This is a genomic window from Pseudoalteromonas sp. RB2-MNA-CIBAN-0110, assembly GCF_040309305.1.
Taxonomy (GTDB): Bacteria; Pseudomonadota; Gammaproteobacteria; order Enterobacterales; family Alteromonadaceae; genus Pseudoalteromonas; species Pseudoalteromonas arctica.
Window position 1 is genome coordinate 80,100 of record NZ_JBEOOQ010000006.1, and the last position, 12,904, is coordinate 93,003.

7 protein-coding genes and 1 pseudogene are annotated in these 12,904 nt (G+C 39.4%); 4 read left to right on the forward strand and 4 right to left on the reverse strand.

Annotation, left to right across the window (positions count from 1 at the left end):
• The first annotated feature begins 13 nt into the window (after positions 1 to 13).
• Both exaC and AAEY68_RS05425 read left to right on the forward strand, forming a co-directional pair.
• Complete coding sequence (gene exaC, locus AAEY68_RS05420) at positions 14 to 1,534, forward strand: acetaldehyde dehydrogenase ExaC (RefSeq protein ID WP_350585637.1); 1,521 nt, start codon at positions 14 to 16, stop codon at positions 1,532 to 1,534.
• 467 nt (positions 1,535 to 2,001) lie between these two features.
• Positions 2,002 to 2,514, forward strand: coding sequence for a hypothetical protein (locus AAEY68_RS05425; RefSeq protein WP_139016246.1), 513 nt, complete (start codon positions 2,002 to 2,004; stop codon positions 2,512 to 2,514).
• A gap of 19 nt (positions 2,515 to 2,533) precedes the next feature.
• Here the strand turns inward: AAEY68_RS05425 and AAEY68_RS21910 are convergent.
• From AAEY68_RS21910 to AAEY68_RS05440, 4 genes and pseudogenes are all read right to left on the reverse strand, one after another.
• A pseudogene (locus AAEY68_RS21910) lies at positions 2,534 to 2,779 on the reverse strand (IS110 family transposase); the annotation flags it as partial.
• 127 nt (positions 2,780 to 2,906) lie between these two features.
• Positions 2,907 to 5,840, reverse strand: a complete 2,934-nt coding sequence (locus AAEY68_RS05430; protein WP_024592918.1) for a TonB-dependent receptor — start codon at positions 5,838 to 5,840, stop codon at positions 2,907 to 2,909.
• 65 nt (positions 5,841 to 5,905) lie between these two features.
• Entirely contained in the window at positions 5,906 to 8,566 is a 2,661-nt protein-coding gene (locus AAEY68_RS05435) for a family 16 glycosylhydrolase (RefSeq protein WP_350585640.1), read from the reverse strand.
• Positions 8,567 to 8,888: 322 nt separating this feature from the next.
• The gene (locus AAEY68_RS05440; protein ID WP_033010261.1) at positions 8,889 to 10,913 is read right to left on the reverse strand and encodes a winged helix-turn-helix domain-containing protein; all 2,025 of its coding nucleotides are present in this window, start codon (positions 10,911 to 10,913) and stop codon (positions 8,889 to 8,891) included.
• Positions 10,914 to 11,303: 390 nt separating this feature from the next.
• On the opposite strand from AAEY68_RS05440, the gene AAEY68_RS05445 reads away from it, so the two are divergent.
• Together AAEY68_RS05445 and AAEY68_RS05450 are read left to right on the forward strand one after the other, a co-directional pair.
• On the forward strand, positions 11,304 to 11,657 hold the full coding sequence (locus AAEY68_RS05445; protein WP_350585641.1) for an alpha/beta hydrolase family protein: 354 nt from the start codon (positions 11,304 to 11,306) through the stop codon (positions 11,655 to 11,657).
• On the forward strand, positions 11,584 to 12,876 hold the full coding sequence (locus tag AAEY68_RS05450; protein WP_350585643.1) for an alpha/beta hydrolase: 1,293 nt from the start codon (positions 11,584 to 11,586) through the stop codon (positions 12,874 to 12,876). Before AAEY68_RS05445 ends, AAEY68_RS05450 begins: the two co-directional genes overlap by 74 nt.
• Positions 12,877 to 12,904: the final 28 nt, after the last annotated feature.

Sequence of the window (12,904 nt, forward strand, 5' to 3'; positions counted from 1 at the left end):
AGAGAGTGTCACTATGGTTTATGCAAATCCAGGCGAAAAAGATGCACTAATTACCTTTAAACAACAATACGGAAACTACATTGGCGGAGAGTGGGTAAAGCCAGTGAATGGCCAATACTTTGATAATATAAGCCCAGTAAACGGGAAAGTATTTTGCCAAATACCGCGCTCAGACAAAGACGACATAGAGCTGGCTCTCGACAAAGCGCATGCAGTGCGAGCGCAGTGGGGCACAACGTCGGTGACCGACCGAAGTAACATACTGCTAAAAATAGCCGACCGAATTGAGCAAAACCTAGAGTTACTTGCCGTAGCCGAAACGTGGGATAACGGTAAAGCAATTCGTGAAACACTCGCTGCTGACATTCCGCTAGCGGCCGATCACTTTCGCTACTTTGCAGGGTGCTTGCGCTCGCAAGACGGCAGCATTGGAGAAATAGACGAAACGACCGTTGCGTATCATTTTCATGAGCCACTAGGGGTTGTTGGGCAAATTATTCCGTGGAACTTCCCTATTTTAATGGCCGCCTGGAAACTAGCGCCAGCACTTGCTGCAGGTAACTGCGTAATTTTAAAACCCGCAGAGCAAACACCAGCTTCTATTTTAGTTTTAATGGAGATAATTGGCGACCTACTCCCAGCAGGCGTATTAAATATAGTAAACGGCTTTGGTAAAGAAGCGGGTGAAGCACTGGCAACAAGCAAGCGTATCGCTAAAATTGCATTTACGGGTTCAACGCCTGTAGGTTCACATATTTTGAAATGTGCTGCTGAAAATATTATTCCTTCCACGGTCGAGCTCGGTGGTAAATCACCTAATATATTTTTTAACGATGTAATGGAAAAAGACGACGCGTTTTTATCCAAAGCCATTGAAGGCGCCGTGCTTGCTTACTTTAACCAAGGCGAAGTGTGTACGTGCCCATCAAGGCTGTTTATTCAAGAAGACATTTACGAGCAGTTTATTGAGCGAATACTCGAACGTACTTTAAAAATTAAACGCGGAAACCCACTCGATAGCGAAACCATGGTGGGCGCACAAGCCTCAAAAGCGCAATTTGATAAAATATTGAGCTACATTGAAATAGGTAAAAAAGAAGGCGCCGAAGTACTCACTGGCGGTAACGCAGAGCAACTAAGTGGCGATTTAAACGGTGGTTACTACATACAACCTACGTTATTAAAGGGGACAAATGATATGCGTGTGTTCCAAGAAGAAATTTTTGGCCCTGTTATTTCAATGTCGACCTTCAAAGATGAAGCCGAAGCACTTGAACTTGCCAACAGCTCTGAGTTTGGTTTAGGCGCAGGTGTGTGGAGCAGAAACATGAACCGTGCTTATCGTATGGGTCGCAAAATAGAAGCAGGGCGAGTGTGGACTAACTGTTATCACATGTACCCAGCACACGCTGCGTTTGGTGGTTATAAAAAATCAGGAATAGGGCGCGAAACGCACAAACTCGCACTCGATCACTACCAGCAAACTAAAAACCTATTAGTGAGCTACAGCGAAGATCCGCTCGGCTTCTTTTAAATAAAAAATTTTTTTAATACAACAATCACTCAGTAATGAGGGCGCTGCATATTTGTAGCGCTTTTTCATTTTAAGATGTTCATTGCACCACTCACAGCTTGTTGTAATACATAAATAGGATACTAATTGAATTAAAACGTTAGAATTTCAGCTCTCTAAATAATTCATTAACTGCGTTAGAATGTGATTTAATAATACGTACTATTTTATAAATAGCCGCTGTATATATCGACAGTAATTTATATTTTGTCTGATATTACTGATCTCCACCACTTTGGTGTATTACAGCATTAATGGAAATCTACTTATAGTTAACTAATTGTTTACAGATGGTTATTTGCTGGCTAAGATAAACGCATTGTAATATATGGACATTTGTCGGTTTATAAAACGACAAATGTCGTAGACAAAATTGTTAGCTTCATGGAGGATTCATCATCAAGTATCTATTAATAATAATGTGTTTATTGTCTTATTCTGTAAATTCTGAAGAATGGCATACGAATAATAAACCAGATAACTCAAACACCTTTCAAGGATCTTCTGGCGAATTTGGTGCCATGATATTCATGACCACGGATTCTCAAAAAATGTTAAACAACTGGGAAGCTCCAACTCCTGGTTATCATATATTACCATCTGAGAATGTAGAAAAAGGCCAACCAATTGAAGCTTTAGTTTTATTTAGTGGTTGTTCTGCTAATGCAGATGGGAATTGTATAGCTGAGGTTGATTACCAAATTCTCAAGCCAGATGGATCAATCTATGCAGAATATAAAAATACTGAATTATGGAAAAACAAACCCGCATTACCTAAAGGTCAATTAGGTTTAGCTATTGATCGCGTAGGATTAATAGCGGAGGATAATGATCCTATTGGTGTATATAAAGTTACTTGCGTTGTAAAAGATCTTGTAAGTAACAATAAGTTTTTTATATATTCTAGTTTCAAAGTAAATGAAGCTAACAACACGCCCTGAGGTGGACGACTAGTAAAATTTAGCTATTAACTGCAAATTTTAAAAGTGGTGAGCCTCTGCGTTTTAAGGCCGCTAAATACGTCGATTCATCGTAGGGTGTATTCGTTTTCCAACACTTAAATACAATCCTTATCCATTTAAATGCCAGTGATCTAATTATGCTGTTATGCGGCTTACCCTTGGCTTTTTGTTGCTCATAATACGCTTTAGCCCAAAACGAATAACGAATAGAAAAGCCTGCCCATTCCACAAATGTTTGCTTTAAAAGGAGTTACTGTGGTTTGATATATCGATGGTATGTATGCTTAATCACTTACTAACAGGTTACTATTTAAAACAATAAAAAACCGCTCAGTGAGCGGTTTTTTGCATTTTTACTAAAGGAAATTTAGTTAGAACGTGTAACGTGCACCAATTGAGTAACGCGGACCGTATTGATTAGCAAATAAGAACTGCTCTTCGTAACGTCCGTAACCTTCTTCGGTTGCATTGTTTAAGTTTATGCCATCAAAAAATACCGTTACGTTTTCGTTTACATCGTAGTTAACGCTCATATCCCATTGGCCATACGCTTTAGCATATTGCGGAGGCGCATCAGCTGAACCTTGAGCTTGGCCAACACCAATTAGGTATGAGTCGCGCCATGCGTAAGTAATTTTAACTGATAGGCCGTCTTTTTCGTAAAAGCCTTGGAAGTTAGCTGAGTCACTTAAGCCTGTAAGTGGTGCTTGTTGATCAAGGCTTTCGCTATCAAATTCAACGTCGCCATCTACAAATGTTGCGTTAACACCAACACCAAAACCGGTTTCACCAATTAAGTGCTGAACAGCTACTTCAAAACCATCTACCGATTTACTGTCGGTATTTTGTGGCTGGCTAATATTCCATGTAATTAGCGGATCGTCGCTGTTTGGTTCAATAACGCCATTTGCATTGCCGTAACCGCTGGCAATCATTTGTGCAAAAATAGCGTCGGTTGTTGCTTGCTCGCCACGTGATTCAATATCGCTTACGGCTTGTAAGTAACGAGGGCCGTTTAAAATATCGTGCAAGCCATCAATAGTAGTTTGCGTAATGGTGGTTTGAATAAAGTTATCAACGTCTTTTTTAAAGTAACCAACAGACGCGTAGCTGCCTTCTGCATAGTAATACTCAAGTGATAAATCAAGGTTTGTTGATTCAAACGGCAATAAGTTTGTATTACCTTGGCTACCTGTACGAGAACCTGGTTTTGGGCTGCCTGTTAAACTACGGCCACCGGCTAAATTACCTAGTGGTGCACGCGACATTGTTTTACCCCAAGATACGCGGGCTACTACGTCTTCAGTTAAATCAACACTTACGTCGATTGAAGGCAGTAAAACATCGTAATCACCTTGTTGCTCTAAGAAGTTATCATCGCCGCCAGCAGCGTATTGCATGATCCACTCTGAAGCGCTGATCCAATTAACTTGATCTTCAACGCGTTGACGTACAGTACTGGTTACGTCTGTTTGCTCATAGCGTAGGCCTGCATTTACTTTTACGTAGTAGTTACTTACGTCAAATTCCCAGCTTGATTGAACATAAAAGCTATTAGTGATTTCTTCTACGTAGCTTTCGCTGTCAATACCATCCATATAGGCATTTGCGGCGTATGCATCGCCACCGGTTACATCAGCCGTTAAATAAGCAATTTGGCGTGCAACAGCTTCGTCAAAATCGTAGGTATAGTAGTAACCAGGTTGTAAGTTGCTGCCGCCGCCATCAAACTGATCTAATAACCCAGATGTGTCGTTGCGGGTAAACATGCTATCTGGGAATATTTCTGTGTACGATGGGTTAAAGCCTGGACCACCTACTAAACCACTCCACGCGGTGTAACCACCAGTGTTTTGTTCTGTACGTGATGCGCCAAATTTTACTTTAACTAAACCAATGTCATAACTTTCGTTATACCATGTTGTATGTAGCTGTAATTGTTCAATGTTTGATTCACCTGGTGAATGAATAAACTGACTAAAGTTTGAATCAATTTCGCCAGGCGTTAATTCACTTGTGCCATTTAACCAATTAACTTGTGCACTGGGTACTTCGCCCGTACGGTAATCATAAATTTTATTAGCTAGCTGATCAGAACCTAAAATTACTTGGCCGGCACTTCCCAGCCCGTTGTCGGCGCCGTTATCAGTTTCGTTTTTAGAGTCGTGGTAATCAAGCTCTACGTGCCACGTGTCGTTAATTTCCCAATCTAGATTTAAACCTAGAGAGCGCGCTTTTACTTCTGTAGTACCTTTATTAGCTGTGAATGATGCATCGTTACCGCTAATATCAGCATAAACAGCTGTACCATTTTCATCTAGTTCGTAGCCATTAATATTGCTACCAAAGTCGTTCCAAATACCCCAACCAATACTTTGAGAACCTGTTACAGCTTTACTTGCGGTGTAATCAAGTGTTGCTACAAAGCCATCTACCGGTGCAAACTGAAAAGTAACTTGTCCGTTCGTACGTTCACGTTCTACATCTTCAATAGAGTAGTTCATGTCTTTAGGGAAGTAGTAGTTACCTGATGTATCTGTACGGTTATCAACAACGTTGCTGCTATCTAAATCAGGTAGGTCTACGTTTGCTTGCCAGCCTTGAATATTGGCACTTTGTTTTTGAAAGTCACGCTCTTGGTGCGAAAACGAAAAACCAAAACCAAAAGTATCATCTACAAAAGTATTGCTGTAAACAGTAGAAAACTCTGGTGTTACGTCATCGCCAGCTTCGTTTGATGAGTCGTGGTTTGCTTTAACGGTTGCTGAAAAGTTCTGACCCGGCTTTTGAAAAGGGCGTGCAGTAGAAATATTAACTGTTGCACCTAAGCCACCGCTTGGCACATCTGCACGTGCTGTTTTAAATACTTCAAGGGCACTTACACCTTCAGAGGCGATGTTTTCAAGGTTGTACGAACGTGTATAACCTGTGCCCGGCATTTGGCGACCATTTAAGGTAATTAAGTTAAACTCAGGACCAAAACCACGTACTGTAATTTGGCTACCTTCACCGTTTGCACGGCTCACCGATACGCCGGTAATACGTTGTAATGATTCTGCTAAGTTGGTATCTGGGAATTTACCCATTTCTTCAGATGAAATGGCATCTACAATGCCAGAAGAGTCGCGTTTCATATCCATAGAACGAATAAGTGAACCACGAATACCTTTTACTTCAATAACTTCTACATCAGATGAAACGCTTGTTTCTGCTTCTGCCGCAATAGCTGTGTTTAATGTGCTCGCAGCAATGATGAGAGACACAGAAGCCGCAAGTTGGCTCTTTTTAAAATTGAATGTGTTCATAATAGCTCTGCTTTATAAAATGTTGTTGTGTAGCAATAGGCGCTAAGCGCCTATTGGTGTGTGTTTTATGGATTTGCAATAATCACGTTGTCTATACGGTAAAGCGCGCCATCGCCCATGTCCCAGCTAGGAAAAACCATAATTACGTTTAATGCGCTAATGTCTAAGCCGGCATCAAATAATTGCTGAAGAGGGAAGGTGTATGTTTGCCATTCGCCCGTTACAGGTACTTGGCCTTCAACACTGCTAGATAAAGCAAGCTCTACGGCACTCGATGTACCAATTGATTCAATTTTAAATAGCCATTGTGCGTCAATATCTGAAGGGGCTGATACAACTTTCATATCAAATTGAACCACACCATTTTCAAGTATTGCAGAGGCATCGAACGATACGTCTTCATCAGCAATAAAGCCCATTACTGTAGCAGTAGAACCAATGCTAAATTGCGCTACTGCGCCATGCGCGTCATCATCGGTTTCTGTTGTTGGTGTAGAGCCACCACAACAATCCCAAATACTCCACTGATCGGCAGCTGCATCTTTAAATACAGTAAGCTCACCCGTTGCAGCTGGCGCTGCATTTGGATTATAAATCTTAACGTTATCTACACGGTAAACAGAGCCTTCACCTGCACCCCACGCTGGGAAAATCATTAGTACATCTATAGTACTTACATCTAAGCCAGCAGCTGCAAGATCAGACAGCTTAAACGTATATGTTTGCCACTCGCCAGTAACTGGCGCTACGCCTTCAACACTTGCCGTTAATTCAAGCTCTACTGCAGAGTCACCTTCGTTTGACTCAACTTTAAACAACCACGGTGTAGTTGGGTCACTCGGTGCAGACGTTACTTTTAAATCAAATTGAATAACGCCTTCATCTAAAATGCTACTAGCATCAAACGATTCACCTGCGCCACCTGACGATGTGCGGCTATTAAAGCCCATTACAGTAGGCTCTGCACCAATGCTAAATTCTGCGGTTAAACCATGCTCTTCATCATCCATAGCTTCAACAGGGGTTGAGCCACCACAACAATCCCACATTGGCCATGCTAGATTTTGCTCATCAGTAAAAATAGTAAGCTCAGGTGATACGCCTAAGTTATCTTGAGTAATCTCAACATCGTCAATTAAATAAACAGCGCCTTCACCTGCGCCCCATGCTGGAAACACCATGATCACATCAATTGCACTAATATCTAAATTTGCAGCATCTAGATCTTTTAATAAAAATGTATAAGTTTGCCATTGGCCAACAACAGGACTTACGCCTTCAATGCTATCTGTAATCGGCATTTCTAATGCGCTAGAACCTTCATTACTTTCAAGTTTTACAAGCCAAGCTGTATCAGCAGTGCCTGGTGCATTTGTTACTTTCATTTTAAAACGAACGTAACCTTCATCCAGCATTGGAGATGCATCAAACGGGCTGGCTTTTCCTGCTTCGTCAGTAATAAAAATCTCACGGCTAATAAAGCCCATTACAGTGGGTTCTGCACCTACTACAAATTCAACTACATTACCTTGGGTTTCATCTGCAACAATAGCGGGAGTAGATCCTCCACAACAATCCCATGCAGGCCAATTTGGATTAAATGACTCACCAAAAATAGTCAGTGGTGTTGCAATGCCTGTCGAAGGTGGGCTAGGAATTGGTGCATCGCCTTCAAGCAAAGCATCGTCTAGGCTATTGTAACCTGGGCGAATAGTTTCACAGCCTTTACCTGTTTCAGGGTTTGATGCACATTGATAAACACGTACGTAATCAATAGCAAAGGTTTGGCCGTTTTCAAATGCGCTAGCATCTATACCTAGATCATTAACGTTTTCAGGCCAGTCGCCGCCTACTGCTAGGTTTAGCAATAAGTGAAAGTCTTTATCAAATGGTGCGCTATCCCAGTGAGTTTCAAGCTCGCCAGAACCTTGCTCAAAATATTCTGCAAACCAGCCACGGTGTTTTAGACCTACAGCCTCGTCACTTGCATTAGTACGAACTTCTGATTGACGCTGAGTTGCATAAAGGTAACCGTCTACGTACCAGCGAATTTCACCTTCTTGCCATTCAACAGCATACGTGTGGAAATCATCTGCCGGGTTAGTATTTTCAGGGAATTTAAATTCTTTGCCCGTAGAGCTGTTATCTGGCCACGCGCGTCCGTAATGAAGTGTGCCGTGGATGCTTGACTCTATTCCACCGTCTTCATCCGGTGTTTTAAGATTTACTGATTCTAAAACATCTATTTCGCCAGAACGAGGCCAAGTGCCGTAAACTTCATCTGTTGGCAGCATCCAAAATGCTGGCCAGCTACCTTGTCCTGATGGAAGTTTGGCGCGCACTTCAAAGCGACCATACGTAAAGTCAGCGTTGTAACGCGTATTTAAGCGCGCTGAAGTGTAAGGTTTTTCTGCACCTTCTTCAGCGGGTAGGGCAACAATGTTTAACACACCGTCTGCAATAAATGCATTTTGCTCGCTGTCGGTGTAACACTGTTTCTCGTTGTTACCACCGCCATTGCAGTTTAATTCATAGTTCCATTTGTTTGTATCAATGGCTGAGCCTTCAAACTCGTCGCTCCAAACCATTTGCCAATCTGATACTGGTTCAGAGGCATCTACATTTTCAAAATTTGATTTAGTGGCAGAGTCGCCACCACAGCCAGCTAACGTAACTAAAGAGATAGCGGCAAGTAAACGTGTAATGTGCGTTGTTTCAATGTTCATAACTGAACCCCGGTTTCAACAGATTATTGTCAGATTAATTGTTTTACGATCTATGTATTTTTGTGTTGTAAGCGCTTACATTTGTAAATGTGTTTTGTAAGCGCTTACAAATGATATTGTGGAGTACGCAAATGGTCAACATATTTGTTTATTTTATTTACAATTAGTTTACGGTAAGACCAGTTGCAGGACTGAAAAATACATAAATACGAGGAGCGTAAGCAGTTTACTTATTTACATATGTATTGCTAAACAGCTTATAGTAAAGCATTTTTATTATTTTATATTTGAAAAACACACAACCTATATTTAAAAACGATAATTAAAAGGTATATTGATAAATATCACCTTGAATAGTTTTTAGGCGTACCCAGAATATATGTTGCTGATCAGGTGCCACTGTATACTGGTGAACAAAACCATCAGGTTTTGGCATGATCAAATTCTCTTTTTGAGTATTGATATTAAAAGTCCAAATTCCCGTTGCTTCTCGATAAAAGTATAATTGGTGGTCAATAAGTTGCCAGTTTAGCCAGTTGATTCGATTGAAGTTTTTAATAACAAGTTCTTCACTTGTTGTTGTTAAATTTTTACGCCATAAACCATCTACATTAAATTTAGAGTAATAGAGGTATTGATCTACGATTCTGCCGCTATAACCCCCATTTAAAGTTAATTGACTGTGTGTATCGGTACTTCGTTGATACAACCACAGTTGCCATTGTCCAGAAGCGTTTGTGCTATAAATAATGTTATTTTGTACGTCGTAATTAGCAACATAGCTATTGTGATTTTTAGTAAACACTTTTTGATAGGCATTTTTATTTAAATCTAGTTCAAAAACATCGCCGTGCTTAGTAAATAAAATACGACTGCCATCATCAGATAGTTCGTAGCGGACAAACTGTAGATCAAAGGGTAAATCGATATCAATTAATTGGGCCTCGTCGTTTTTAACTCTCCAAAAGTGATGGCTTTTGTAACGCGTAGACAAAAAAGTTTGAGTGTTTGCCCGCATACGAGGAAGCAGCTCTGTGCGCGCACTTTGCTGCCACACATGTTGACTACTGTTAATAGTGTTATATTTTACAATTTCGCTTACGACATTAAGGCTACTTACTAATAGCGAGGCATTCAATTTAGCTGGGATAATAGCTAAAGAGTTAATTGTAAAATCTAATTTTTTTATCGAATAATATTCACCACTTGCGGCTTCTAAAGAGAAAATAGTGTTGTTGTTTGCGATAACTAAAGTATTGTTTTTAGAATGCCATACAAGACTTTTTACACGCAGATTAACTACGTATTCGTTTAATTTTTCTTCTTCATTTTTAATAATTATTTTTGAGTCGTTTTCGGTTATATAACGAACAATAGCAAGTTGATTACTATGGTTATTGTAGGAGAAATCAAAATCGCCCTTAGTATTATTTTTACTACTTGGATTTGTAATTTGTCTTAATCTACTCGTGTTTATATTATAGCTATATACTTGATATGGATGAGATTTACTAAAACGTTTATTGAAGTAAAATGTATTGTTTTCTCCCCAAGCTAGTGAGGTTGGGAACTCATCACATGAAAATAAAAACTGCTTTTTCTTAGTGTGTACATGATAAGTCGAAATTAAACATTGTTCATCAATGTGTGTTGCATAAACGATATATTCTCCATCAGCACTTATCGTCGCCAACGAATTTGTTAGTACACTGTTTTGAGTATGTGTTTTTGTATCATATAAATAAACCGATTGACGGTCATCCTCATCAAGGTGATGGAACAAAATGAGTCCCCCAGATTGGGTGGCCGAGAGCTTATATTCTCTACCTTGCAAACCAATCAATGGCGCACTAACAAGTGATAATTTATTTGGCGTGATTAAGTTTTCAACTTTGAAGAGTGTGCTAAAAAGGGTAATTAATAGCAGAGTTATAATAATTGCAATAATTGATGCTTTTTTGATATTGCGCATAGGTTTCTTGAATGATGGGCTTTTAAAAGCAACCTTTTGCTCAACAGGCATTTCATCGTGAGAAATATCTGTGTTCGTTACAGTAGCAACTAACCGATACCCTTGAGTTGGGACAGTTTCAATAATATTTTCATTAGTTAATGCTGAAAAATGGTTTCTCAATAAAGACACGGTTCGATTGATCGCTCCCTCACCTACAACCCGATTATTCCAGACTTCAACTATGAGTTGGTCGCGAGTGACAATTTTCCCATTAGCTGCTAGTAAAGTAATTAATAAACTGAATACTTTTGGTTCAATTTTTCTAGTTTGACTGTCATTTTTTAATGTTCGCTGCTCTTCGTCAAAAATAACACCAGAAATATGGACAGCCATAGGGTTCTCTATCATATTGAAATTACATTGCTTTTTAAAACATAACATAAATATAACAAAAACATAAGCGTCAACTATGGCAACAACAAATAAGTATATGATTTGCTACCAACTCATATTTAATGAGAGTAGAGAAGATGCGTACTTATTTATATTTATTATTGAAAATAATGACTGTCACATTATTAATGGCCGGTTGTAATGGTACTAATAAGGATTCGAGTTTAACAAGTACCCAGCCCAAGGGTTTAACTAAAGTTAAATTAAAAAATCGAAGTTATTATGTGGCAACACCACGTAATAACTTTGATACAAAAAAATCTTATAAGCTTTTATTAGCTTTTATTAGCTTTTCATGGTTCTGGGCAGAGCGCTAAAAATATGCAGAGTATGGCTGCGTTTGAATCTGCATCAGAAAATTATATAGTTGTTTACCCACAATCAAAAGTTGAAGAGTGGAATGAAGGATGTGATTGCAATAAACCCCATCGATTAGGCATTAATGATTTGGTGTTTGTCGAAAATGTTGTTGATGATGTTAAAGCTAAATACAACATTATTGATGGAGAGCTTTTTGCGGTCGGGTTTTCTCAAGGAGGTTTATTTACACAAAATTTAATGTGTAATAGTAGTTTAAAGCTATGCGGCCATAGCATCAGTTGCCTCGCCTATGTCAGAGCAGCTGTCTCAACGATGCGAGATAGTAAATCACACCAACTACATGATGGTACATGGCACAAATGATCAGACTTTACCCTTTGAAGGTAAAACTCATTCAAATTTTGGATTAATCCCAAGTAGGCTTGCTATTGAAATAATAGCCAAAGAAAACAGTATTGATTCGGGTGTACAATTAGAAAAAAGTCAGGCAATCGCTAAATATACATTTAAAAATGATAGCTATATCAACCAATTGGTAGCAATTGAAGGCGGTGGGCATAGTTGGGCATTTAGTAGTTTTAACACCACGGAAGAATTAATAAGCTTTTTTGATACAGTAAGTAAAACTAAACTCGATACCTACTCAAAATTATATCGCGTTGATCAACAACAAAAAAACGATGTACATGTACGTAGCATGGGCCTTGAACATTCGGGGCCCGCGATTATTCTTTTATCGGGCTTTAATAAAAACTTTCATAGTGACAGTGCTTGGTTTGCTTTACTGCAGCCATTGATAGCAAAAACTCATCGTGTACACGTCATAGAACGCTTTGGAAGCGGTTTTAGTAGCCCTGCTGAGCAACCATCGTATGCTTCTTTTGTGCCTGCATTAGATAAAACGTTAGGACTGCTTAATGAAAAGGAGCTAATTATTGTTAGCTTTGCCAGTGCAAATATTTTGGCTCACTTATGGCAAAATTCACCTGATTCACAATTTGTAACTAGCCTTAACGGTATGGTGTGGATTGACCCCGATGTTTTGCTGCCACACTCTATTAGCTTGTATCAAGATTGGCCCGTATATTGGTATAGAGACGCGGGTGATACCTTAATCACACATATAGAAGAAGGTAATTGGACGCAAAGGACTCGAGATAAATTAATTGATGAACGTACAACGACCGAAACACTCATCCCTTCACAGTATAAAGCAGAAATGAATTGGCCGTACTTTGATTTAATAAGCCAAAGCCGTACTCAAATTGATAAACAAGTAACACGAGCAAGAGAGATTATGAATTATCATGATGATTTAAATCGTGTTATTAGTGCCGATATAGCCATACCCACTCCAATCTCCGTTATAGATACTGATTTTGAATCGTATGATATTAAAAATGCAGAACCTGACTTCGTCGATAATTTAGTATTATGGCAACAAGAGGGCTCTTTATGGAGCCAGCAAATTAGTGAGCAATCGGGTGGGCAATATATACCTCTAAGTAATAGCGATCATATGGCAGTTTTTCAGCGCCCAGACGACATTTTAAAAGCAATAAAAAATATAAAAAGTAAATAACCTGATGTAATATATTAACTAAGTGAGC

Excerpts from the sequence above, each read along its gene's own strand:
- exaC (WP_350585637.1), top strand. The coding sequence starts at position 14 with ATGGTTTATGCAAATCCAGGCGAAAAAGATGCACTAATTACCTTTAAA.
- AAEY68_RS05430 (WP_024592918.1), bottom strand. The coding sequence starts at position 5,840 with ATGAACACATTCAATTTTAAAAAGAGCCAACTTGCGGCTTCTGTGTCT.
- AAEY68_RS05435 (WP_350585640.1), bottom strand. The coding sequence starts at position 8,566 with ATGAACATTGAAACAACGCACATTACACGTTTACTTGCCGCTATCTCT.
- AAEY68_RS05440 (WP_033010261.1), bottom strand. The coding sequence starts at position 10,913 with ATGGCTGTCCATATTTCTGGTGTTATTTTTGACGAAGAGCAGCGAACA.
- AAEY68_RS05445 (WP_350585641.1), top strand. The coding sequence starts at position 11,304 with ATGGCTGCGTTTGAATCTGCATCAGAAAATTATATAGTTGTTTACCCA.
- AAEY68_RS05450 (WP_350585643.1), top strand. The coding sequence starts at position 11,584 with ATGTCAGAGCAGCTGTCTCAACGATGCGAGATAGTAAATCACACCAAC.